General features: G+C 43.9%; 17 protein-coding genes. 8 read left to right on the top strand and 9 right to left on the bottom strand.

What is annotated here, in order from left to right:
- Positions 1-16: 16 nt before the first annotated feature.
- The 3 genes from uvrB to L2740_RS01320 all read right to left on the bottom strand — a co-directional run bounded on the left by uvrB (position 17) and on the right by L2740_RS01320 (position 5648).
- Positions 17-2026 (bottom strand): excinuclease ABC subunit UvrB, encoded by a 2010-nt coding sequence (uvrB, locus tag L2740_RS01330; RefSeq protein WP_275973914.1) that lies wholly within the window; start codon positions 2024-2026, stop codon positions 17-19.
- A gap of 331 nt (positions 2027-2357) precedes the next feature.
- Positions 2358-5390: a UvrD-helicase domain-containing protein gene (locus L2740_RS01325; protein ID WP_248948161.1), complete on the bottom strand. Its 3033-nt coding sequence runs from the start codon at positions 5388-5390 to the stop codon at positions 2358-2360.
- A gap of 84 nt (positions 5391-5474) precedes the next feature.
- Positions 5475-5648 carry a hypothetical protein gene (locus L2740_RS01320; RefSeq protein ID WP_248948160.1) on the bottom strand — a complete coding sequence of 58 codons (174 nt, stop codon included), beginning with the start codon at positions 5646-5648 and terminating at the stop codon, positions 5475-5477.
- 129 nt (positions 5649-5777) lie between these two features.
- Between L2740_RS01320 and L2740_RS01315 the strand changes: the two genes are divergently transcribed.
- On the top strand, positions 5778-6122 hold the full coding sequence (locus tag L2740_RS01315; protein ID WP_248948159.1) for a hypothetical protein: 345 nt from the start codon (positions 5778-5780) through the stop codon (positions 6120-6122).
- A gap of 497 nt (positions 6123-6619) precedes the next feature.
- Positions 6620-7702: an AI-2E family transporter gene (locus L2740_RS01310; protein WP_248948157.1), complete on the top strand. Its 1083-nt coding sequence runs from the start codon at positions 6620-6622 to the stop codon at positions 7700-7702.
- Between the two features lie 152 nt (positions 7703-7854).
- Here the strand turns inward: L2740_RS01310 and L2740_RS01305 are convergent, their stop codons facing one another.
- Positions 7855-8286 carry a DUF1090 domain-containing protein gene (locus L2740_RS01305; RefSeq protein ID WP_248948156.1) on the bottom strand — a complete coding sequence of 144 codons (432 nt, stop codon included), beginning with the start codon at positions 8284-8286 and terminating at the stop codon, positions 7855-7857.
- Between the two features lie 257 nt (positions 8287-8543).
- Between L2740_RS01305 and L2740_RS01300 the strand changes: the two genes are divergently transcribed.
- From L2740_RS01300 to L2740_RS01285, 4 genes are all read left to right on the top strand, one after another.
- Positions 8544-10076, top strand: a complete 1533-nt coding sequence (locus L2740_RS01300; protein WP_248948155.1) for a glutathione synthetase — start codon at positions 8544-8546, stop codon at positions 10074-10076.
- A 280-nt stretch (positions 10077-10356) separates the two neighbouring features.
- A complete protein-coding gene (locus L2740_RS01295) occupies positions 10357-11304 on the top strand; it encodes an extracellular catalytic domain type 1 short-chain-length polyhydroxyalkanoate depolymerase (protein WP_248948154.1) in 948 nt (315 codons plus the stop codon).
- A 233-nt stretch (positions 11305-11537) separates the two neighbouring features.
- Positions 11538-13814, top strand: coding sequence for a TonB-dependent receptor (locus tag L2740_RS01290; protein WP_248948152.1), 2277 nt, complete (start codon positions 11538-11540; stop codon positions 13812-13814).
- Between the two features lie 215 nt (positions 13815-14029).
- Positions 14030-14701 (top strand): response regulator transcription factor, encoded by a 672-nt coding sequence (locus L2740_RS01285; RefSeq protein ID WP_248948151.1) that lies wholly within the window; start codon positions 14030-14032, stop codon positions 14699-14701.
- 299 nt (positions 14702-15000) lie between these two features.
- Here the strand turns inward: L2740_RS01285 and L2740_RS01280 are convergent, their stop codons facing one another.
- Positions 15001-18555, bottom strand: coding sequence for a hybrid sensor histidine kinase/response regulator (locus tag L2740_RS01280; RefSeq protein ID WP_248948589.1), 3555 nt, complete (start codon positions 18553-18555; stop codon positions 15001-15003).
- Positions 18556-18770: 215 nt separating this feature from the next.
- On the opposite strand from L2740_RS01280, the gene L2740_RS01275 reads away from it, so the two are divergent.
- A complete protein-coding gene (locus L2740_RS01275) occupies positions 18771-19955 on the top strand; it encodes an MFS transporter (protein ID WP_248948150.1) in 1185 nt (394 codons plus the stop codon).
- Entirely contained in the window at positions 19943-20917 is a 975-nt protein-coding gene (locus tag L2740_RS01270) for an alpha/beta hydrolase (RefSeq protein WP_248948148.1), read from the top strand. The genes L2740_RS01275 and L2740_RS01270 overlap by 13 nt, the downstream gene beginning before the upstream one ends.
- 628 nt (positions 20918-21545) lie before the next feature.
- Here the strand turns inward: L2740_RS01270 and L2740_RS01265 are convergent.
- From L2740_RS01265 to L2740_RS01250, 4 genes are all read right to left on the bottom strand, one after another.
- A complete protein-coding gene (locus L2740_RS01265) occupies positions 21546-23723 on the bottom strand; it encodes an extracellular catalytic domain type 1 short-chain-length polyhydroxyalkanoate depolymerase (RefSeq protein WP_248948147.1) in 2178 nt (725 codons plus the stop codon).
- A gap of 221 nt (positions 23724-23944) precedes the next feature.
- Positions 23945-24301 (bottom strand): carboxymuconolactone decarboxylase family protein, encoded by a 357-nt coding sequence (locus L2740_RS01260; protein ID WP_248948146.1) that lies wholly within the window; start codon positions 24299-24301, stop codon positions 23945-23947.
- A gap of 109 nt (positions 24302-24410) precedes the next feature.
- Entirely contained in the window at positions 24411-25595 is a 1185-nt protein-coding gene (locus L2740_RS01255; RefSeq protein WP_248948145.1) for a thiolase family protein, read from the bottom strand.
- A 74-nt stretch (positions 25596-25669) separates the two neighbouring features.
- On the bottom strand, positions 25670-26452 hold the full coding sequence (locus L2740_RS01250; RefSeq protein WP_248948144.1) for a 3-hydroxybutyrate dehydrogenase: 783 nt from the start codon (positions 26450-26452) through the stop codon (positions 25670-25672).
- Positions 26453-26584: the final 132 nt, after the last annotated feature.

Here is a 26584-nt window from a genome sequence, read left to right as displayed (position 1 = left end):
AGCTTCGGGCAGTACACTACATATAAATAAACTGGCGATAGAGCAGCACTAACTGTTCTCGTACTCGTTTGGCATCCTCAAGGTTTGATGAATCTACTAGGCTTATTAACTCTTTCTCTTTGGCAGTAATTAATTGGCAAAGCTCAGCCAGACTTTCGCAAAAACCAACTCTGTCTTGCCCTCTCTCACTGACATCAACACTAGGTTGACCATCATTTTGTGACTTATCAAGCTTACGCCCCGATGAGCTAGGTACAATTGAATTTAAGCGGTTGTACTCAATTTGATCTGCGCGCCGACTTTCTGAATCATCTATGGCTCTTTTCATCGCAGGTGTCATCTTATCTGCGTACAAAATAGCCTTACCATGTTGATTACGAGCAGCCCTGCCGATAATTTGAATCAAGGCTTGCTCCGATCGTAAAAAACCTGCGTGATCGGCATCGAGTACAGCTACAAGTGATGCTTCGGGAATATCTAATCCCTCTCTTAATAAGTTAATACCAATCAATACATCATAAGTACCAGCGCGAAGCGCGTTTACAGTTTCAATTCGATCGTTAGTTTTCACATCAGAATGCAAATAGCTAACTTTAATTCCTTTTGCTGCCAAATGGTTATTTAAGTTCTCAGCGCTTTTCTTAGTTAATGTCGTAACCAAGGTTCTTTCGTTACGCTGATTTCTTAGCTTAATCTCATTAAATAGATCTTCAATACTGTTAGCTGACGGCCTAATTTCAATTTCAGGATCCAGTAAGCCGGTTGGGCGAATAATTTGCTTAAACACCCGCGACTGTGATTTTTCTAGCTCATAGTGACCAGGGGTTGCAGATACAAATATCGTTTGTGGCTTGATCCCTTCAAATTCAGCAAAGCTCAACGGGCGATTGTTTTTGGCAGAGGGTAAGCGAAAACCAAAATCAATAAGCGTGCTCTTACGGCTCTGATCGCTCTTATACATAGCCGAGATCTGTGGGATCATCACATGGGATTCATCGATAAACAATAAACCGTCTTTAGGCAGATAGTCGAATAGAGTCGTTGGCGGTAAACTTGGGTCACGTTGATTAAGATACGACCCGTAGTTTTCAATGCCGGAGCAATAACCTTGAGTGGTTAACTGCTCCACATCAGCCAAGGTTCTTTCATATAAACGTGCCGCCTCGGTGAATCTATTCTCGCTATTGAGTTGTTCAACCTGGCGCTCCATGTCAGTCATGATTTGCTTACATGCTAATTCAACCTGCTCTATCGATACTGAATACAACGTCTTTGGTGACACCAAATATTGTTCAATATCATCTAGCTTGTCACCGCTTATTGCATCAACCCAATAAAGCTTAGCGATATGGCTACCAGAAAACTCGACAGTGAGCGATCGATGTTCTGAATCTGCCGGAAAGATATCTATCGCTTGGTCACGCACTAAAAAAGTGGCTCGCTTGATGGTGCGACTACAACGGCTGTACTGCAGCCGCTCAAGTTGTGCGATTAAAAGGTCAATATCAACCTCTTGACCTAACTGCAAATGAACTTGTAACGACCGATAAGCCTCCGGATCACCTAAGCCATATACAGAAGAGACCGATGCAACCACAATCACATCTCGGCGTTCAATTAGCGCTTTAGTGGTCGACAAACGTAAACGTTCAAGCTGCTCGTTAATAGCAGAATCTTTACGAATAAATCGGTCACTACCCGGAAGATAAACCTCAGGCTGGTAGTAATCATAATAAGAGACAAAAAACTCCACCGCATTTTCAGGAAAGAAGTGCTTCATCTCACTATACAGCTGCGCCGCCAGCGTTTTGTTGTGAGCTAAGATAATTGTTGGCCGTTTAAGCCGATGAATAATGTTGGCAACAGTAAATGTTTTGCCTGAGCCAGTGACGCCTTTTAAGGTTTGATGAGTTGCTCCTTGCTCAATCCCATCTATCAAGCGAGCAATAGCTTCTGGCTGGTCACCAGATGGTGGATAATTGGAATGAAGAATGAATTTTGATTTCAATTGCTGTGAATGGGACATAGAAAGCGCCTTTAATTGAACCGAGTAAATCTAGTACAGGAATTAACGTCACCTATTGGCAGTTAATATAAGTATCTATCTTAGTTTAATTATTAGCCGCTTTGTTATTTATTAACCAAGCTAATTTACAAATGGCCTACAAATTAAGCCTCCTTGGCTTAATGAGTGCTGTTAACCTAAATAAACTCACTCGCTTATGGCATGAATAAAACTCACCGGAATAATAAAAAAAGGTCAGAAAAATAAACTATAAAAACTTTGACCCCTATTAAACAGTGGTTTAAATAACAATCTACACTGAAAAAAATTAAACGCACGCTAAAGGTAGTCTTTACATCTCTGTACCAGCAATAATACGAGTGTATTGGCATCGAGTCGTATCCCCCCTTCTAAACTGATCACAAGCTAAGAACGACTGACCTGTTTTGGCGTTTTTACGCAATAAAAGCTTACCGTTAATACATTCAGGGCAACGTTTAAGCTTATTACTACAGTGCTCCGCTACACAAAAGTACTCAGTTTGATTGTGCAACATTGGCGCGCTGTTACATGTCTTACATCTATCAACTTTGGTATCACAATAATCCTTACCAAGTGAGCAAGTGTAAAACAGCCCAAAGCGCCCTTGTCGTGGAATAAGCTTACCTTCTTGGCAGGCAGGGCAACTAGCTTGATGCTGATATAAGCTTGCTAGTTCACTGTTTATAATGTTGATGTCATCAGTGAAAGATCGCAGTTCTTTTATAAAACTCGACTCTTTACCAAGTTCAGCTTGCACAAATACTCGTTGTTTAGCGCGCGACAAGGCAACATAAAATAAGCGCCGCTCTTCGCTATCTTTAAAGCTATCAAGCGTTGGTAACATCACATCTAAAATAGGATCGTTATCGATTTTACTCGGGAAACCATACTTGTCGTCATTCACATCAAGCACAATCACAAAATCGGCTTGCTTACCTTTAGAGGCATGAGCCGTCATTGCAGAAATGCTTAATTGTGGAAAACGCTGCTGCCAAACACTTAAATCCTTTAAACTGTTTTTAAATCGACTTATTAGCATCACACTGGTGGGCAGAGCACCAACCTGTTCAATAATACTGGCAAACGCCTGCTGCAGCGCCGCCTCTTTAGTATTGATTAGCAAGTAAACTTCTGGGTTATCGCTCTTGCTGTGAGTAGTTAGTTGTTTGCTTAACTGAGCAGGGTTTACTTGAATGAACCGTGAAGCGACCTTTTCAATTTGATTATTAAATCTAAAGGTTTTGTCTAACGTTACCGTTTGCGCTGCACCAAAGGTTTGTTCAAATGCCGTAGTTAAACTCAAATCACTGCCCGCAAAGCGATAAATTGCTTGCCAGTCATCACCCACACAAAAAAGCGCACAATTAGGATTAGCATCTCTTAAGGCTTTAACTAACTCAGCGCGCTCAGCGGATATGTCCTGAAACTCATCAACCATGATGTATTTAAAACGAAAGCTATCTGAAGTTTGTTGATGAAAATCCTTTGCAGTCACTAAGTTATTGGCCTTAGCGATCATATCGGAAAAGTCGAGGCAGTTATGCTCATTAAGATAGGCTTGATATTGCTTAATCACCCAACTAAATAGATGTAAAAACGCGCTCCAACGCTGTTGGTTATAGTTGGCTAGCTGCTTGTTTTTACGTTTAGCAGTAGCGGTTAGCTTGGCTTGCAAACGAGTATTTGAATCGAGTTTGTGACTCATTTCTGCAGTTTGCTCTGCTTGAGTTGAGCTATCAATAGCAGGTTTTAAAGACGATTCTGCTAACTTCGCCAGCTTTACTTTTTTAAGCTGGGCTAAGCTCATACCGGATGCTTTAAACAAGCTGACAAAACTTGCCATCAAACGGCTTACGTTGCGGTACACGCCTAAAGCTTTAACTTGGCTAAACACTTCCTTGGGTGAAATAGGTTTAAACAACTGATTTTGCTCAAGGCCTAACTCCTCAGCGCGAGCACAAAGCTGCTCCTCTAAACTACTTTCAAGTTTGCCCGCATCTGCTTGCCAACTGAATGTTTGCATCAAATAGCTGCCGTGCTGTTGATGTAAGGCTATTTTCCAATCACGGCTTTGATTGTATGCGTCTTTATCAATATCGGCGCGGGTATTACCCTGCTTATCAATACCAAAATGCTCAAGATAAGCATCTAGAACCGGAATATAAAAGTCTGGTTGATACACGCTTTTACCGGGCTCGCTGACATCGCCCGGATATTTAGGCTCGTAGTCAAATTTAATTCCGTGAGTATAAAGGTAATTACAGATCACCAGCTCCTGAAAGCTTTTCACTAAATCGCCAGATAGTGCTCTTATCTCGTTGTTTTTCAAGTAGCTGCGATAGTGCCCTTCAGAGCGGAAATCGAGTTCATTTCGTTGCGGGTACAAATAGCGGCCAAAATACTCAGCAACCGGATCGGCCATATCAGGATCGGCAACAATGCAGTCAATTTGACTATCAATAAATTGGGTAAACTGCTTTTCGTCACTAGCCAATACCGACACTTGAGTCGAGCTTTTTAAATAGCTTTGAATGATCTCTTTACCGAGGGCATGAAAAGTACTGACCTTTACCGCTGTTAACTCAGGGCTAGATAGCACACGTTGGCTTAACTCCTGACGTGCATCTTTACCATAAGCCAGCATTAGAATTTCATCTGGCTTAGCCAAACCTTGACTAACTAAATAGGCAGCTTTTGCCGCCATAGTGCTGGTTTTTCCCGTCCCCGCTCCGGCTATAACGAGCGTATTGTTTTCATCAATGACACAAGCTTGCCTTTGTAGCTCAGTTAACGGGTGTGCTTCAATCGAATCAAATAGACTTTGATGCACTTTTAGCTGCTGATTTTGCCACCACTGATTATATTTAGCGGTAAACAGATCAGGCTGCTTAATAAACTTTGCTAAACGGCAATTTAGCAAATTGATATCAAAGCCTAGAGTCCGGAAATGCTCTGTAAGCTCAAGTTTCTCAATAGCTCCTTTGTATTTCTGCTGTAAACGGCGTTTATCTGAATCACGTAAATAACGCTGGTGAGCACTGAACTCTTTGTCAAAATCAGCCGCGTCTTGTAGTAATAAATTAAAAGCTTGCTCAAGCTCCGCGCGATGAAATGCCAAACGATTATTTAACGCCAAGCGCAATAAAGGTTTACTGTGAGTAAAATGAAAAAAGCGAAAACGCTGCTTGCCCCACATCAATGATAAAGTGAACCAACCACGCCTAACCTCAACGGATTGTGATAAGTCAGGATAGCTATATAGCTTACCGTTTATCGATAAACCTTGATCGCACAAATGCGCGCTATTACAAAAGAACACGCCCTGAAAAAAACCAAACTGCACAGAATGTCGCCTAAGCTCCATCAACTACCTCAATACAACAAAATACCGCGTCATATTAACAACTAAAGCCGGGCTCAAGTAGCGCTAATTTGCTTTTCGATGCCAAAATAACACCTTGTAAAACTGAGACAAAATGGCCAATAATTCGGCAAAAGATGCAAATATCGCCTTTTTAGCTTTTTTTACATATAAAATCGGCTTTTCAAGCGTGATAAACAACACAAAATCAACTGCAGCGCCTTTAATCAAGCGCAGCATCACATACCTAATAATATGTAAATGCTAGCCTAATCTTACAAAGCATGGCGGCAGACAAATAATAGAAATGCCATGCAAGATCATTTAGAACACTGACCAAAGATGGATGAGAAAAGGGTTTACCATATTATGAAAAAACTACTAATTGCGGGTCTTTTAAGTTGTGCAGTAGCTGGTCAAGCAAGCGCTGAAAACCTAGATCAAGAAACAGCACTTGGCATGGCAAGTCTGATGATTTGTACCACTTTTTATGCTGAGCACGACATGCAAATTGAAGGCGTGATTGTTGGTCAATCTATGATGTCTCATAAAAATGCGGGTATCGAAGATATGATCATGTCTAAAGAAACTAGCCAAGCACTAGACCAATACATGAAGAATTTCCAAGCCGCTAACAAAGAGCAACAAATCAAGATCTGTGACGGCGCGATTAAATTTGCTCGTGAAAGCACATTTGTAAAAGTCCCTGAGTAATTTGCTAAACCATTAGTGATTCACTCGCAAACGTACAAAGTTCGCTAAAGTCCACCCTGCTTTAACTTGGCTTCAGCTCATTGGCGAACCAAGTTAAAACATTTCAGGACAATACAGGCAAACACAATAAGGCTTAGCAGCAATGCTAAGCCTTTTTTGTAGATGCAACCGTTTGTATTACGTTTACAAGCAACAAATTTGCATTTGCTAGGCTCTTATAGTGCAGGGCCGTTAGCATAATATCGCACTACGACTCATACTATTGCGGCCAAACCAAACAGCGATAAATCGACTGTTTTGCTAGCGGGGTACAAATGAATAGACTGGCAAACAAAAAATAGCTATAGATTTGTCACAGAAGTTACTGTTAGCTTTAGCTATAGTAACAGTACTTTATCATCTTAAATTGTGTCGATAAGGGGCACTTTTTAACTAAACGCCGTAGTAAGGCCAAACATTTAAGATTGATTAAAAAATGTATTTTGGAGCGCTATTTGATGGACAGCTTTAAGCTAAAACCCCACCACGCCATTCTACTTCTTGCTTTGGCCATTGCGTTTTACGCATGCTACCTGCTCGTTTCACCTTATTTAGGCTCTATTATTTTGGCGGCGATTGTTGCGCTGTTAGTTCTGCCACTACATGCAAAAATTGAAAGCTATATGCCAGCAAAACCCAATCTGGCATCTGTGGTGTCATGTACCTTAGTCACTGTGGTGGTGTTGCTGCCTTTGCTATTTGTCACTATTGCGATAATGAATGAAGGCATCAATTTTATGGGTAACGCCTATGATTGGTTAACTAATGGCGGCGCCAAGGCATTTTTATCTCACCCTTATATTCAAAGTGGCATTAGCCTACTCAATAAATGGCTTCCTTTTGAAAGCTTAAAAGTAGATGAACTCGTGCAGCAAGCAGCAGTAAAAGTCACCCAACTCAGCAGCAGCTTTTTGTCTGCCAGTACCGGACTACTGGGCGATGTGGCCAATACGGTTTTAAGCTTTTCTCTAATGCTATTTGTGCTGTTTTTCTTCCTTAGAGATCAACAAACTATTGTAAGTAGTATCCGCCACATCATTCCATTGTCGCGCTCTCAAGAAGAGATGATTTTTAACGAGGTCAAAGTTGTAGCTAAGTCCGCTGTTTTTGGTGCGTTTTTAACGGCACTGGCCCAAGGTGCACTAGGTGGTATCGCCATGGCAATGGCAGGGTTTTCAGGACTCTTTTGGGGCAGCATGATGGCCTTTGCCTCATTTATCCCCTTTGTAGGCACCGCCATGATCTGGCTACCCGCATCTATTTACCTATTTATTACCGGTGACTGGCAATGGGCGCTGTTTTTAATCGCATGGGGAGTGTTGGTTATTGGCTCGATTGATAACTTTCTAAGACCTTGGCTAATGCAAGGCAGTACAGGCATGAGTACCCTACTACTGTTTTTCTCATTATTAGGTGGCCTACAACTGTTTGGCTTAATCGGCTTAATTTACGGCCCGATTATCTTTGCCGTGACCTTAGTATTAGCCCGCCTGTATGAAATCGAGTTTAAAGATTTTATTGAGCAGCAAGATAACAGCTAAAACACACCTAAAGTAAGTGAGCCGCTATGTTAGTGCGGCTCAGCTAAGTCAAAGCAAAAGTCAACGTAAAAGTAAAAACAAAATTAAAAGTAAAGCCAAGCCCCACCTATAAGGGGCTATTGGCCGTTAACTTATTGCAGATGTGGCGACAACTATTTAGTCCCCTGCAAGCTTGCTAACTCTTGCTCAAGCTCCGCCAGCTTAGTATTTTCGCTCAGCAGTTTTTGCTTGTATTTATAGGTTTTATCTAAATTACTCTCTTCCTCAGCTTCTTTTAACGAAGCCTCATACTTATCTATCTGTTGTTTTACATCTACTATCTCGGCCTCTAGATCTTGTTTTTGGCCATCGTTAGTGCAATTAGCTTCGACACTTTTCAGTGCCGTTTCTAAACCCGCCACTTTATGTGTATTACCATGAGCTTTAGCCATCACGATTTGCTTTGAGATCTCACAACGCTTTTTATCACAACCAACCATAGTGCTACAGTCTTGATGGTGATCAGCAAAAACAAGCTTTGCGGGCAGTGCAAAACTCAATATACAGGCGGATATAGCTGTTAACGCAAATGAGGTATTTTTCATCTGAATATCTCCGGTTCATTATCAATAAGCTCATACAGCAAAACTAAACTCGCTATCACTTATATAGACACTGCTCTGCTATACGTCCACTTAGCACTACTAATGCCTGATTATTATTCCTCATCACTTTTAACCTATTTAATTCGACTTTATTCGAAATAAAAATTGACATAAGCGGGTAGTACACCTACATTTCGACAATAACGGAAATAAATTAATGCAGAACGTTGATTCAGGCAGTAAACAAGGGTGACACTATGATTAACGACACAAGCAAGCAAGCCTCACAAGATGCGATTGAGTGGGCGTTAACCCATGGTATGGCGTTAAAAACCACGGACTATTCTGCTGTACACACAGCTTTTAGCTTAACACCTACCCCTATCACGACTGCGCGCTATCAAAAGCTAACCGCATCGGTAGGTTTACTCGGCAAGCTAGTGCACTTTGCATCTGAAGACTGTGAGTTCCTTACCCAAGCGATCGAACCGATCACCAAAGGCGATCCTTTCTTTCATGCATTATTAGAGATGTACCAGGCGATTCACCAAACTAATCAGCAACCTATTCAGCAACTTACTCAACAAGCGGCGCAAAGCGCTAAACGTTTGCCGCTATTAATTATGCGCAGCGACTTTATGGATGATGCCGCTTTGGGACCAAAACTGATTGAATTTAACGGTATCGCCGCAGGTATGGGGCCATTTGGCCAACGAATACATGAGCTACATAAGTTCTTGCAGTTGCAAGCGCTTGAAGCCTTCAGTGAATGGTCAACACCAGCAACGGGAAAATTAGTTGCCAATAGAGCGCTAGAAAACTTGGCCCAAGGTGTTGCCAAGGCGACATTTAAGATTAACGCCGAGTTTGCAGCTGTCAAACCGGACGCAAGTGTTCTAGCCCCAATTGATAGCACAACTAACGCGCCAACTTTCTTGATGGTTGTGCAAGCAGGTGAAGATAATGTTTACGATCAACACCTGTTAGAGCATGCGCTACAAGCCAAAGGCATTCGAACCATTAGACGCACCTTTAGAGAGTTGTACGGCAAACTTAAAACTGGCGATAACCATAGATTGTTACTTGACGGCGTCGGCGCAATCGATACCGTCTATTTGCGCGCAGGCTACCAGTATTGCGACTACCACGCCAATGACATCATTAGCCGTGTTTGTTGTGATGCGTTAATGCAAACCCGGATCTTTATTGAAAAACACCGGGTTGCTGTTAACGCTTCAGTAAGCCAACAGTTGGCAACCAGTAAACGGGTACAGATGTTATTGTCTTCAATGGAGCCTGCAGCCCTCACCCGTTTTGGCTTAACGCTAGATGAGGCAATCGCCGTTAAAGAATTACTCGGTGAAATGATCGCTGTTACTAAAGACAGCGCCGCTATCGTAGCTAACAGCAGTAATAATGACTGGGTCCTTAAAAACCAAGGCGAAGGCGGCGGACACTGCATATTTGGCGACGACATTTTGCCAAAACTTGCCGAGCTTAAACCAAGCGAATATCAAGCTTGGGCGCTAATGCGCAGATTGCACCCAACAGCAAGAGCAACAACCGCGTTGACTGTGCGCAAGGGTGAGCTTCAACAAGTTGACGATCTTATCAGTGAAATCGGCATGTTTACCGTTCATATTGACGGTGAAGCAGCAATTGAGGACGAAAATAGCCAGAAACAGGCTTACGCCGGATATTTAATTAGAAGTAAATCAGCCCGCAGTACTGAAGGCGGCGTCCACAGCGGTATGGGCGTCTTGGATTCGCTGGTGTTTAGTAACAAATAACAAGGTTAACTCAAATTGATCCCTCGCTATTAAATACAGACAGGCAGTTGTGCCAATGTCTAGGGCCTGACTCTACCGAACTGTTAATCATAATAGTTCGGTTCCTAGCGTCATCAACAAGCACTACCTTATTGATATTAGATATTAAAAAGTCTTCCATGTAATAACTAAAACAAACGTTATTTCTTTCCCTATAGATCTAAAGTGCCATTGTCGTAAATCTAAAAATTCAGCAAGTTGAGCCTAAGCATTAACTTTTCCCTAACATGGAAGGTCAACAATGGGCGCAATCAGCAATCAAATAAAATGTAGTAGCAGTGCAGTGAAAGGCTTGATTTTAAGTCTTTCGCTACTACCTGCCACTGCCTCTGCCGCTTTTATTCCGCTTACAGATTTTGGTGCAAACCCAGGTTCACTAACGGCAAGCTACTTGGAGCCTAAAGAGGCAAACGAAAATCTAGTCGTGTTACTTCATGGTTGTGAACAAAATGGCGAAACCTTGGCTGAACAAAGTGGATTGGCATCACTGGCCAAGTCGCATCAGTTCTCACTGCTTATTCCTCAGCAAAGCTATGATAACAATATAAAAAAGTGTTTTAACTGGTTCTCTCCTCAGGATACAAACCTTGACTCTGGAGAGATGCTATCAATTAAAAACATGATCTTAGCCGCTAAAAAAGAGCTTGATGCCAGCCAAGTTTACCTTTTAGGCCTTTCGGCAGGCGGCGCCATGAGCAGCGCTATTTTAGTCAATTACCCCGAGCTGGTGGACGCCGGCGCTATTGTTGCCGGACTGCCTTTCCCCTGCGCGAATAATCTCACAACCGCCATATCCTGCATGCGCAAAGGTCCATTACAACCTGCATCTGAGCTGGTATCACAAGTTAGAAAAGTACAACCCACACAGCAAAGTTGGCCAAGGCTGACAGTGTGGACTGGCGATAGTGATTCAGTCGTGAACCCCATTAATGCCGAGAGGTTAGCCTATCAATGGGCTGGGCTTAAACAGCTACAAGATCAACCAACTAGCTCTCAAGCAAAAGGCGTACAGACAACACAATGGCGAGACAGTAACAACGAGGTTGCCGTAGAGCTAATAACAATAACAGGTTTAGAACACGGTATAGCCGTCAATCCAGCGGTTAGTCATGGCGGTACAAGCGCACCATTCTTGCTTACCTCCCCCGTTAGCAGCGCCATTGAAATTGTTAAATTTTGGAATATTTAACTCAATAACGTCCGCAGGCTAAATGCATTATCCGCTAAAAAGCAGCCAGCGCTTCGAATTCCAAAACACGAAACAACGATTAATAACTATTTAAACCAGAAGCTTAACAACCGTATACTACTATAGTGCCGATTTAATTATTACTTCATTGCTATAGAGTCAATGCCAAGAAAAACAATAACAATGAGTTAACAGCCAAGCGCTAGCAACTCAGTACTCAACAGGGAACCTCTATGGAACAGAACACTATCAAGCTAAGCTGCCTCGCCTTAGCCATTTCAACCGCACTCACAAGCCAAGTTGTACTGGCTGCCGATGAAAAAGCTAGCATTGAGCAGGAACCGATCCTAGAGCGCATTGAAGTTACCGCGCGTAAAACCGTTGAAAGCCTACAAAATGTTCCAATTGCCGTGACCTCGGTCAGCGCCGAGCAACTGGCTGAAAACGGCATTACCGAAATGATTGAAGTGCAGCAGTTCTCGCCTAATACCACGCTGCAACGCAGTCGCGGTACTAACTCAACCCTTACCGCCTTTATCCGTGGTGTGGGTCAAGAAGATCCACTTTGGGGTTATGAGCCGGGGGTCGGTATTTATATCGATGACGTATACGTGGCACGCCCACAAGGTGCGGTATTAGATATTCTCGATGTAGAGCGTGTTGAAGTACTTCGCGGGCCACAAGGTACGCTTTACGGTAAAAACACCATAGGCGGTGCAATCAAGTATGTGACTAAGAAGATGTCAGGTGATGCGCAGCTCGATCTTAACGCCACCTTAGGCAGTTACAATCAGCAAGATTTTAAGATTGCCGGTCAATATCCTTTAGTCGATGACAAACTCTATTTTGGCTTTGCGTTAGCAAGCCTTCGACGTGACGGTTATGGTGAATTCATCACATCAGCACTCGCAGGTCAAGACAAAGAAAACTATAACAAAGACGTAATGGCTGGACGCTTGACGCTGGAGTATACCCCTACAGACGATCTCTTTATGCGTCTTAACTATGACAAGACTGAAGATGAGTCCAATGCTAAAGGTGGTTATCGTCTGCTGCCAAGCCTGCTGACCGATGCGCCGGTACCGGACAGCGTTTATGATTCTTACACCAGTATGCCTACCTGGAATAAAGTTGAAACCGAAGGATTAAGCTTTACCTTAGAGTATTTCATTAACGATGAATGGACCTTTAAATCGGTTACCGCCTCACGTGAAAGTTATTCACCGACAAATATAGATTTTGACAATACCGACCTGCGTATCTTCGATGTACCAGCGATTTATGACGATGAACAGTTTTCACAAGAGTTTCAAGTTAACTATGATACTGAAGACTTAAACATCGTCTCAGGGCTGTATTATTTTAAGGGCGACTCCTGCGGTCACTTCGACGCCATCTTAGAAGAAGCCTTTATGGCCTACGGTGGTCTAACCCGAGAAGTGCGTGGTTGTAACAACAGCGAAAGCTATGCAGCCTATGCCCAAGGCTCTTACAATTTAACCGAGCAATGGTCGCTGACCCTAGGCGCTCGTTACACAGAAGAAACCAAAGATGCCACCGTATATAACGGAGTGGTCTTTGACAGCATTTATCCAGAAACCGGATGGTATCCAGGTTTTGAACGCGATGAAGATCTTATCAATGCCAGTGTTCCATTAGTTCTCGACGACAGCGAAACCTGGTCACGCTTTACCCCTAGAGCCGGAATCGAGTACCAACACAGCGATACATTAATGGTGTTTGCCAGCTACTCTCAGGGTTTCAAATCAGGCACCTTTAACCCAAGAGCGACAGGACCTGAACCAGCGGTTGACCCAGAGGTCGTCGACTCGTTTGAAATAGGTTTTAAGAGCGAGTGGAATGACAACTTACGCTTTAATGCCACCGCTTTTTACCTAGATCATAAAGACAGACAATTCGTCACCGTTTTACCCGGCGAAGATGCTGCCGATCTAAACCAACGTTTGGGCAATATCGGTACAACTACCGCCAAAGGTCTTGAACTAGAGATCCAGTATGCTGCCACTGAGTCACTCAATCTATTTGGTACTCTTGGCCTAATCGATTCATCATTTGATGAAGTGATCTCTTATGATGAAAATGGTAATCAAATCGATATCAGCGACAGTTATACCGTCGCAAACACGCCAGAAACCACAGCCAATGCTGGCTTTAATTATGACTTCAGTACTGGGATTGGTGATTTTGTCTTTAATGGTAACTACTACTATCGCAGTGAATATGACTTAACGGTAACAGATAGCCTGCTCACTCAAGAAGGTTATGGATTACTTAACTTTGGCCTTAACTGGTATAGCGAAGAAGGTAGTTGGACCGCAGGCCTGCACTGGAAGAACGTTACAGATGAAGAGTACTTAGTCGGTACCTATGCGTTTGTCACCCCAACCGACGACGGCGGTTATCTACCCGGTCTTGGCGGAGACAACACCTTAATCGGCTACTATGGCGATCCGCAAACCATTTCTCTCACAGTTGGCTACAGCTTTTAATGTGAGTCAACAACAATTGATATAAGCAAGATAATAACCGAACTGGGCAACCAGTTCGGTTATTGCGTTAGTACTAGCTGTACTCGCACTCAGTTTTACAGGCATGACTACAAAACTGAGTGCAGAGATACGAGTCTACAAACATGAGTTTCTGAATAATGAATATGCTAATGTACTTATCGTCAGCAAAATGGAAGATCCTAAAGGAGTAGATTATGTCACAGGCTAAAGTCGCTATTGCAGATGACCATCCGCTATTTCGCGCAGCACTCAAACAGGCTGTCGTAGCAAGCTTCGACAAGACTGACATTTTGGAGGCAGAGAACTTTCAAGATCTGTTAACCCTAGTTGAGCAGACCCCCTCACTTGAAATCGTTTTTCTTGATCTACATATGCCTGGTAACGACGGCTTTACCGGCCTAACCTTGCTGCAAAATCATTTTCCAGACTTGGTTGTTATCATGGTGTCATCGGACGATCAGCCTGAGATTATGCGCAAGGCCGTCGATTTTGGTGCCAGCGCCTTTATTCCAAAATCAGCCAATCTCACTGTCATTGGCGAAGCGATCAATGAAGTGCTCGATGGCGAGATCTGGCTGCCAGAGCACACCAATATCAATAACGATCAAGAAGCAGCCGCCGAGCATCAACGCCTAGCCGCCCAACTTGCACAACTGACCCCACAGCAATATACCGTACTTGCCCGTATCGCAGACGGACAACTCAATAAGCAGATAGCTTATGACTTGGATATTAAAGAGACCACAGTGAAAAAGCATGTATCAGCAATACTGCTTAAACTTGAAGTGTATAACCGCACCCAGGCAGGGCTAGTTTACCAACAGCTGATGATCACCTCGCCAGAAAATGACGTGGTTGTAGCTTAACATCTTAGCACTTCGACTACTGACAGAGGTTGCTATCTAAACATGCTAACTTCATCGCATCTTGCCCCCGCCCGTTAGGCGCGAGGGCAAATGCTCGCGCAAAACGCTTAGCCCCCTGTATACACTCAACCTAAATATGCCCTTTCCAATAACATAGATTGGTTACTTAAGTTATTCGCGCAGGTTTATAGCGAAACCACCACGACTAATGATTCAGGCCGCCAGAAGCCTTAAGCTATAACGGCAAGGGGCTGAATATGCACTACTCCATGTAAGACTTATATCACTGTCATGTCAGGTTATAACAACTTTTTAATTATCTTTTTAAGCGCAATTGCCTTTACTGGTTTACGTACAAATGCATAACCCGCTACGGTGGTATGCTGCCGCACTTGCTCAGAGGGATCCGCAGAGCAGATAACACAGCTCGGTGGTTGTGATACAAAGCCGCTATGGCTGGCAAGCAATCTCTGACTTAAATCGACGCCGTTTTGCTCATCATCTAGATGGTAATCAGCAATGATCAATTTTGGCACTTGTGTACCCGCTTCCCTCGGCTTTCCAGCATTAAGTGTTAATTGCGCATCTAACAATTCACGTGCACTTGCTTCATCTTTAGCGGCAAGAACATGACAACCCCAGTCACTTAGCTGGCTAGAAATGGCTTTTAGCATCAGCTCATCGTTATCTATCACCAATACGCTAATATCAAATTGTGCCCTGCTGGTTTGGCTTTCATCACTTGGAAAGCTAACAACATTGCTGCGGTGTTTCTGCTTTGCAATTCTAGGCACTTCAATAGCAAAGCAAGTGCCCTTACCTATAACGGAATTTAAGGAGATCTTTAGATTCAGTAACTTTGCAATTCTATCTGAAATCGCTAAACCAAGACCTAAGCCCGGCACCTCACGTGTCTGCTCTAAACGTGCAAACTCACCAAATATCGTTTGCTGCTTATCTTCTGGAATTCCAGGCCCGTTATCCCACACTTGAATTAAAATACTCTGTTTAAGGCGTCTAACACCTAAAACGACCTTAGGACTAAAACTACGGTTTTTTGAACCACACTGTAGGGCAGTGTTCTGTAAACCGACTTCATTGCTTGTGTGCTCATGCTCGTATCCGCCAGCGGGCGAGTAGTGAAATGCATTAGATAAAAAGTTTTGGATCACTCGCCTTAACATGCGTTGATCGGTTTGAACAAAGCAGCTAGAGAACTGGTAGCTAAAATCGATGTTAGCTTGATTGGATAACACATTGAATTCATTAGTCAGTGTCGATAGCAGCTCATCAATAGCAAAGTCACTACACTCAACTTTCTGCGAGTTGCCATCGAGTCTTGAGATCTCAACTAAATCAGAAAGCAAGTTCTCCACCACATTGAGCGAGTCCTCAATATGATCCGCTAACTCAGTTAATTCTGTCGATTTAACCCTTTGCTTTAGCATATCGGTAAACAAGGTTAGCGCATTGAAGGGTTGCATTAGATCATGGCTTGCTGCAGCTAAAAATCGGGTTTTAGAGCTATTCGCAGCTTCTGCTTCTGCCTTTGCCATCGCTAACTCATGGGTGCGACTTTCTACCCGCTTTTCTAATGTTTCATTAGCCAGTTGCAACGCCTTTTCCGCCTTGATATGCGCAGTAATATCAGAAAAGGTACTGACAAAACCACCACCTGGCATAGCTTGACCGCGGATCTCTAGCACTATGCCATTGGGCAAGGTGCGTTGATAATAATGACCATTGCCCGAGCGCATATGTTCAATCCGTCGCTCAACTAAATAGCTCGCTTCATCGCCAGTTATCACCCCGCGATCTATATTAAAACGGATCAACTCCTCGATAGGGATCCCGGCTTTAACAAAATTCTCTGGGTACTCAAGTAGCTCAATATAGCGTTGATTCCATGCAACAAGGCGCATATCAGCATCAACCACACTGATCCCCTGCTCGATATTCTCCACGCCAGATTGCAATAGCTCACGATTAAACTCAAAAATCTGAGTGGCTTCATCAACAATGCTCACCACATCTTCAAGCGGTACCTTTTGCGAAAATGAAGCCGCTTTCATCACCATACGAGTCGAGGCCGAGCCCAATACGCCAGATAGCTTTAAGCGGGTATATTCCACCAGCTTACCACTTCTATCCGACTCATTCTCATGCATAGTCTTAGCAAATGCCAACAAGCTATCGGCTTCCTGTTTATCGATAAATCGATGCAATAAACTATAGAGATCGTTCACGCTCAAGTTACGTTCAAACTGACTCTGGGAGCGGTTTAAAAATAGCTCAGCCTGAATAGACTCGCCAACGCTGCGACGAGAGAGTAACGAAATGAGTACATAACAGGCTAAATTAGCCGACAAACTGTAAAACACACCGTGAGTGACAGGATCGAGCCAACTCAGCCCAAACAAACTGGTCGGAACCAACCAACTTATTTCAAATGGGCCGTATAACACCCAGTTAGTGTCAGCGAAAATAGAAGGCAGCAACAAGGTATAAAGCCAGAAAAACGTGCCAGCAATCAAACCAATTAGCGCACCGTTGGAAGTCGCTTGTCGCCAAAACAAGGCGCCGACGGCCGCGGGCGCAAACTGAGAAAGCAGTACAAATGATAATAAGCCAATACTGGCTAGATGACTTTGCTCGTCGATGTAACGGTCAAAAGCAAATGCAAAGAGCAAGATAGCAGCAATGGATACGCGCCTTAAGTTAAGTAGCGCACCAGCAAGCTGAGGTGTCTGTTTGGCGTTAAAGTGGGGGTGACGCAGTAATAACGGCGTTAATATCTCAGTAGAGATCATTGTGCTCAGTACAATCGCTGCCACAATGACCATAGCTGTCGCAGCCGCTAACCCACCCACATAAACTAAAATCCCCAACCAAGCTTGTTGGTAAAACAGAGGAATGGTCAACACATAAGTATCGGCAGCAACACTGCCGCCTGGGAAGGTTAACTGGCCTGCGATGGCGATAGGCAAAACAAACACATTGATTAAAATCAGGTAAAGCGGAAATAGCCAGCGTGCAGCCTTAAGCTCCTTTTCGTGATGATTTTCAATCATCATCATGTGAAACTCTTGGGGCAGAATAAAGATGGTTATCGCACCAAGAACCACTTGTATCAATACAAAGTAAATTGAGCCGCTATCTGTCGCCGGTTTTAAATGCTCTTTTTGCGATAATAGATCGCCAAAACCATCAAAAATAAAAAAGGTGGCAAAAATGCCCACAGCAGTCAAAGCAAATAACTTAACCACAGAGCTAAATGCAATAGCGAACACTAAACCCTGATTTTGCTTACTGGCAGCAATTTGCCGAGTACCAAACCAAATGCTGAAAACGATTAACACTAAGGTCACCACAAAGGCAGTGCTAATACCAGACTGAAAGGTACCTGTGAGCAAATCAAAACTTGTACTAATCGCTCTAAGTTGCAGGGCGATATAAGGAATAGTCCCTAGCATAGAGACTATGGCAATTGTGGCGGCGATTTGCGGCGATCTGTCATATCGACAAGCGATAAAATCGGCAATAGAGGTGAGGTTCTGCTCCTTAATTATCTTAAGGATCCGCATTAACATCGGCCATGCAAATACTAAGCAACAGATAGAGCCTATATAGATAGGTGCAAGCCAAGCCCCAGTCGTTGCGGCTTGCCCTACCGTGCCGTAAAAGGCCCAAGAGGTGCAGCTCACACCCAGAGATAAACTATAAATCCAAGGCTGGCTCAGCCACTGGCTTTTTGCCTGATCTTGCCCCCACTGCGCCACCACAAACAACAACCCCAAATAGGCGATAGAAATAAAGGTGATCAACCAAGTATCCAATGACAACCAAGCTAACACTGTCTCTCCTTCACGCACTTACTCCTTTTATCTGATCTATCTTCGCCAACCTAAGCCCAAGCCCCAAAAAAGTAAACACAAGTTGGTAACCAACTGATAAATCCAGCATAACACGATGAGTCGACCTATGTAGTGCACTAAGGTAGTACTTCTTTATCGCTAACCATCAGATAACCTAAGTCTCAGTATTCACATAAGATTTGAAGCTAGACTCTATGAAAATAACCAATAAATACCTCGTTGAATCCCTCGTTTTCTTTAGCTATGTTTTGTTTGCCATGGCTTGGGTCGGCGGCACAGCAAGCATGGATCAGATCATGGCTTCCATGCAGATCGACAGTCTGGCATCAGCCAGTTTTATTAGTGGCGCCGTGACGTTAGCCAAAATCGTCGGCACCTTTGGTGCAGCCTTGATAACCATTAAGTTCGGTGTCAAATATGCCTTTTTGATCGCCAGCTTATTAATTGTCTCAGGCTTAATGACGCCCTTTTCCCCTAATTATGAACTCTTGTTGATCAGTCGATTTTTGATGGGGCTAGGCGGCGCGTTTATGATTGTCTACTTCAACCCTATTGTGATGCAGTGGTTTACGCCTGAAGAACGCCCCGTGGTAAACGGTCTCAATGCCGTCGCTTTTAATGTAGGAACCGCCATCATTTTGTGGTTTATGGCCGATATTAATCAGCTGACAGGTGGCTGGAAAGCAAGTTTAACCCTGTTTTCCCTCTCAAGTTTGCTCTTAGCCATAGCATGGTTATTGGTAAAATTTGAAACTGAAACATCATCAAACCAGCAAAGGACTGCCGACACAGCTCATTACAGCTATATTGATGGTTTAAAAGATAAGTTCAACTGGGCCTATGGGTTTACCTACTCAGGTCTTTTATCTTTCTATATTTGCTTATTTACCTTCTACCCCAAAGCAGGCATTAGTCAAAGTAAGTGGGTTATTGGCTTTGGTATATTGGGCACAATCGCAGGCATACTCTACAGCAAGCGTAAACCGCTTAGGTTGCCTGTTATTCGGTTTTCAGGGGTTATCATCACCTTAACCATATTTGGTTTGTCATTTAGTACCGATGCCTGGATTCAAACCCTATCCGCCATCGTATTAGGCTTCTTTATCTTCTTCCCTGTCACTGCATTGGTAACACTGCCCCATGAAATCCCCAATATGACAGGACAAAAAATAACGGTGGTGTTTAGCCTGTTCTACTCCATCAGCTACCTGTTCTCAACCATAGTGCTTTGGGTCTTTGGCAAATTAGTCGATATCAATGGCGGCGACTACTCTGCCTCTTTCGTCCTAATCACCCTTATTAGTACCACCTTTTTTATTGGCAGTTACCTTTTACCAGAAACAGGTAAAGCTAAGGAGCTCAAACCATGCGAGGCATAATATCCCCTAAACTTGAAGACTTTCTAACTCAGGCCAATAACGCTTTAGCAGAGGCTAAGCGTAACAAGGTTGAATGGACGCCTGCATTGATACGCGGCAACCTAGACAAACTCGCCGCCTTTATGAGTGAAGCGCCGGAACTCGCCTTTGTTGAAGATAGATGTTTAGACTTTGAAGGCCGAGAGCTTGCGGTGCGAGCCTATAGCCCAGCGCCAAATGAACCCTTGTCAGTACTGCTGCACTTTCATGGGGGCGGCCATATGTGCGGCAGTGTTGAGCTATATGACCCAATCAGCAGGCAGTTAGCCAAAACAGCCCGCTGCGTGGTTATTTGTGTCGAGTATCGGTTAGCGCCAGAACATCCCTATCCGGCTGGTATTCATGATTGCCAACATGCCTTAATCAATTACAAAAAACTGCTTAAAGGCGTCGCTCATAATGATACTGTCACCATTATGGGTGATAGCGCTGGCGGCGCTATTTGTACGACACTGAGCATGAATAGCTTAAAAAATAGCGATATAAAGATAGATAAACAGATTTTGATCTACCCAAGTGTCGATTACACCATGAGTAGCCCATCAATACAGAGCAACGGCTGTGGATTTTTATTGGAGCAAGATAAAATCCGTTGGTATTTTCAGCAGTATTTTTCGCTCAACACCAATGAAAATGTCGATTCAACTGATGAATCCGAGCTGCAAGTTATCAAACAAGCCTCACCCCTTTATGGTCCCTTTTCAAACAAGATGCCTGAAACATTAATCTTTACAGCAGGCTGCGACCCGCTGCGGGATGAAGGTCTCGCCTACGCTCACGCGCTTCACGAAGCAGGTGTTAAGGTCAGCCATCACCAGTTTGACGGGCTAATTCATGCCTATATGTTGCTGCAAGATCTGGTAAAAGAGGAATGCCAACAAACCTACCAACAAATAGCGGACTTTATGCTTGAATTGACTTAAAGTAATTTATTTAAAGTAATATGCTTAAAGTTATTAACTTAAAGAGTCAGCCAGTTAGTTCCTCAATATCAGCAGTGCCTTTATATAACCTTATACAAATACTTTATATAAAGGCACTTTTTATTAGAACATCTTCCATAAAAACATTTACCCTTAAAATCAAACACATAAGAAATACAGTCAATAATATCGACTTTTGCGCCTTTCACTGTTTGCCCTTCTTAGCCTTCTTTCCTCGCCTGACAATAAGCCTGAAAACAAGCTTGATATAGGCCCCAAACAAGTCTGATTATTTCCCCATTAGAAAACACGTAACTGCCCTGTGATTTACTAGCCAAATTGAGTAAATTGCTTACCATAACCCTCTATCAATACAGCCTTTAAGCGACTAATAATTACATTCTACAAGTGCACTAAGCTGGTGGTATTAGCTTAGAAGCATTAGCTTGATTGCTAAGCTTGGTGCAAACCTAGTCTTATAGCGACAGAAAAGCATTTGATGAGAGGATTCAATTAGCAATCTAAGCGTCTAGTTTTACTAAAAATAGAAAAGCCAGCTTATATTGCTGGCTTTTGCGAACACATAGACTTAAGCCTATTTGCACCGATTAATCAAAGCGGCTTTTAACTAGGGGCAGCTTCCCACCATAAAATAATTACTGCTAGTTTGGGCAAGCGTTGTTGAATAGAACACATTGTAAAGCCCCATATTTGTACCAGAACCCAATGCGAAAGCATATGTGCCATTTGTCGTGGCGCGCCCAGCTTGCACATGGGCATAATTACTGGCCGTGGATTCACTGCATTGAAAACTATCACCATCTGGCGTTGAGTCACATACATTGCCAATCCCATCAGCATCGTTATCCAATTGGTCGCTATTGGCTATATTCGGGCAATTATCTTGGTCATCGCTAATACCATCACCATCGCTATCAACAATTTCACCGTCAGGCGTTGAGTCACATACATTGCCAATTCCATCTGCATCGTTATCCAATTGGTCGCTATTAGCCATATTCGGGCAATTATCTAGGTCATCGTTAATGCCGTCATTATCACTATCAGGCGTTCCCGCCCCGCCGCCAACACAAGCTTGTACAGGGCCTGCGCAGCTGGTATCCCCGTCAGCGACCCATTGGCATTGATTAGTACCAGATGGGTATTCACGCATAGTAAAATCGGCCGTACCAAATGCAAGGTAACATGCAGAATAGCCAACGCCCCAACTGATATGCCCTTGATTGATATGCAGGTTATAGTCACCAGTCACACCAGCGTCGACAATAAATGACACACTATCATGACTAGATAATGCCGTTGCATCTGTTGCGATAACATTAGCGATTTGACTGCCACCCGGTAAATCACAGGCCTCAGCCGAATACCGATAACCGCTAGCGGAATCAACAATACTGGCATTAACTTGGTTACCATTATCAAAACTCACCGTTACAGAGGTTAAATCTAGGTTTATATCAACTGCGACCCCAGAGATTGTGGCGCACTGGCCCGAAATCGCCGCGCTAATGCCACTTAACTGAGGCGCTGTTGGCTCAGGTACAGCGCCCACTCTGGCCGTAATAGTTAATTCATCTCCGGCTTTGGCTTCATTATCAAAGGCAATAGCTGTTATTGAGTAAAGACCATCAACTAACGCACTGCTGCTTTTGCTAAAACTGCCATCTATAGTGGAAACCTGACTCGTCAATGTTTCTACCAGTTCGCTAACGCCGGAGCCTAAGCGATAAATAGTAAGCTCAACACGTTCAACTGAGCCCTCTGCATCAGTTGCCCTCCCAGACACTAATAACCCACCATTGGACTCAATGGCTGTAAGATCACTTAACGCAGGCCCAGAGTTTCTATCGACTCTTAAATTATTATCAGTAAAGAACTGACCAAGATATTGGGCAAAATTAATGCTATCAGATGCAACATAATCGCCAGATGCACCCGCACCACCAGACCAAGAGTGATCAAGCCCTTCAAACCAAAGCATACTGACACGATTATCACTCCACAGATGCTCTTGTGCAGTTTGCCCCACACCATCGCTCACTACACGGCTGCCCACTTGCTGATTTGCTCCATATACCAAGGCAAAACCATTTGCATTTTGTTGGTTATAACAAGTATTCACCGTTGTATCGGCTGTGCCATGGCCGATTACCGCAATCTGGCTAGAAAAGTGACTCTTATAACTGCCAGCATAGCCTTCACAACGTGACTTGAAGGTAGATGCCGCAACAGACTCACAAGTCGTAATAGCCCCATTAGAGCTTGTGCCTATTGTAGGCCCAGCACTGGGTGCAACTCCGGCAAAAACATCAGGTGCGACACACGCTGTTTGCGCTGCCATCGCAGCACCAGACGAGAGCCCTGCTATATACACCTGCTTGGGGTCAATATTACGTTGGCTATCGCCACTCATGGTATTCGCTAAGTTGATCAGGTTTTTATAATCTGCAGAAGATCTATTGATACTCCCTTGCCAGTATGACCAGCAGCTATAGCCGGCTTTATTCATTGCATCTGGCACAGCGATTACCACGCCGTGCGCTTCAGCAGCTTGCTCAAGGTTTGCGGTTAAATAGTTATTAATGGGCTGCACACAGCCATGAAGCACAATAAGCAGCGACTTGCCCTGACCTATTTGCGAATCACTATCAGGTGTATAGATGTGAACTTTATTAAATCCACCAATTGAAACGTTTTGCTGCCAACTGCCGCCATAAGCAAAGCTTGAACTTAGACCTAACACGATGAGCAGACATAGTTGAGGTACTTGGTTTATCCATTTCATTTATTTTCACCTATCGCTTAAAAAATAGACACCAAAACGAACCTAAGGAAACGGATTAAACTTGGGTATGGGTCTTTAGAGGTAGTTAAGAGATAACTAATGATAACGGTGGGTAATAAGCAGTTTTAAAACACAAAAAGTCATTGATGAAACGTAATCGATAAAAGTGGCTTACCTTGACGCTCGACTTGCGTACAATTCAAGCCAAAAACACCAGAGCGTCAGTCAGAGCCAATCACTTCACTTGCCGCTCTAAATGCCAGCTGTGCTGCTGGTGCGCCACAATATACAGCGCTATGCAATAACACTTCCTGGATCTCCGCTACCGAGGCTCCATTTCTTAGCGCGCCGCGAACATGGCCCTTTAACTCTTCCGGGGATTTTAATGCTGCCAACATAGCAATAGTGACCAAGCTACGCATTTTTAAATCGATACTGTCTCGGTGCCAAGTCGCGCCCCAGCCATGACAATTAATATAATCCTGCATAGGTTGAGTAAACTCATTAGCGTTTTGTACTGCACGCTCAACAAAGTCAGTACCCATCACCTGACGCCTAATTTTTTCACCCGTTTCCATACTCTGCTTGTCCTTTACTTAAAACGTTTACTTGAGCAATTTACAGCCAAAAATAATGCTTGTTCAGTACCATTTATGGCTCACTATGTCGCAATCTATTAAGTCTGCATCAGGGGACTTCAACCGCTATCGCCACAGCCTCACCACCGCCAATACAAAGCGCAGCAACGCCCTTTGACAGTCCTCGATTTTTTAACGCATGAATAAGGGTAACCACTATTCGAGCGCCACTTGCTCCCAAAGGATGCCCTAAGGCGCAGGCACCACCGTTCACATTAACCTTTTTGTTATCCAGCCCAAGTTCATTGACTGCCAACATAGTCACCATGGCAAAGGCTTCGTTGATCTCCCAAAGATCGACCTCCTCCTTTTGCCAGCCCGCTTTGTCTAATAACGCATTGATTGCACCAATAGGCGCGAGCGTGAAATCTTCAGCAGCCTGTGCGTGGCTAGCGTACGCTACGATGCGGCACAAAGGCATTAAATGATTTGCTTCAGCCTTAGATGCTTTCATTAATACCAGCGCCGCCGCGCCATCCGAAATTGACGATGCATTAGCCGCAGTGATCGTGCCAGACTTGGCAAATACGGGTTTCAGTTTAGGAATTTTATCTGGGTTAACCAGTTCAGGCCCTTCGTCACGACGAATACAGATATCCCCTTTGCGAGTTCTTATCACCACAGGTTCAATCTCATTTAAAAAAGCGCCTGTTTCAGCTGCATAGCAGGCCTTTTTAGCAGAGTGAATCGCAAACGCGTCCATGGCTTCACGGCTGACTTGCTGCTTATCGGCGGTAATTTGCGCAAGTGTGCCCATAGGCATTGTTTGATAGGCATCTTCAAGGCCATCAAACATCATGTGATCTTTGAGCTCACCGTGCCCCATGCGATAGCCCTCTCGGGCTTTCGCTAACAAATAAGGCGCATTCGACATACTTTCCATACCACCAGCAATCGCCACTTCAATGCTTTCGGCGTTTATGGCATCGTGAGCTTGCATTAAGGTTTTTATCCCTGAGCCACACACCTTATTGACAGTTGTCGCCCCTACGCAATCAGCTAATCCCGCTTTTAATGCAGCTTGTCTTGCAGGCGCTTGACCAGCGCCTGCTGGCAGCACGCAGCCCATGAGTACTTCATCTACCTCATTGGCTTTTATTCCCGCACAGGCAATCGCGGCTTTAATCGCTGTTGCGCCTAAGTCAGTCACTTGAGCCTGACATAATCCACCAAGAAAGCTTCCTATAGGGGTGCGCTTAGCAGAAACAATAACAACGGGATCATTCGATGACATAAATAAGCTCCTAGCGGTTCAACAACTCGCGATTAATACAGTCCATGTTTGGGTATTGGTGACTTAAAGCGACGCTACTGTGACGTCCAGGCACCATCCATAGGTAAAGCCGAGCCCGTGATCCCACGTGCGCTATCACTACATAAAAACAGCACAAACTCACCAATCTGCCTAGCATCTAACATTTCTGGCAGAGGCTGCTTAGCCGTGACTAGCTGGTACTTGGCGTCTTCAAAACTGGTTTGGTTTTTACTCGCTATATCTGAGATTTGATTATTAATCAGCGGCGTATCGACCCAGCCCGGGCAAATCGCATTGGCAGTAATGCCCTGCTCGGCGCACTCAAGTGCTACCACTTTAGTCAGGCCAACAATGCCATGTTTAGCCGCACAATATGCCGACTTGTTAATTGATGCCACTAAGCCATGAACCGAGGCAATATTGATGATCCTGCCCCAGCGGTTCTCGCGCATACCGGGTAATGAGTGTTGGATGGTGTGAAAGGCAGATGACAGATTAATCGCAATAATATCGTTCCATTTTTGCAGCGGAAAACTGCCCACCCCTTCGGTATGCTGAATACCGGCATTGTTAACTAAAATATCAATCGTGCCTAAGCTTGTTATGGCCCGATCCATAAAGCGCGCAATGCAGTCCGCGTCACGCAGATCAGCATTATCGAACAAGGTTTTTATTTGATAACGCTCAGCAAACTCCAGCGCTAAAGCCTGACCTTCAACATCACTCATTAACCCGTGTAGCACTAGGTTTATCCCCTGCTCAGCTAACACATGAGCGGTCGCGAGTCCTATCCCACTTGTTGAACCTGTAATTAACGCAACCTTTCCACTTAACATGCAGACTCCTCATCAGCACAGGCGTGCTGGCAGACAATTTAAAATAAGGCATGATCAAGATGGCGTTAAACGACTTTATGCAGCTATAGCAAAAAGCACTAACAACAAACTGGATTGATAAGCCATATCAAT

The organism is Shewanella pneumatophori, from assembly GCF_023283895.1.
GTDB classification, from domain to species: Bacteria; Pseudomonadota; Gammaproteobacteria; order Enterobacterales; family Shewanellaceae; genus Shewanella; species Shewanella pneumatophori.
Note: the sequence above shows the minus strand (reverse complement) of the source record. Positions and strands in the feature narration are given on the sequence as shown.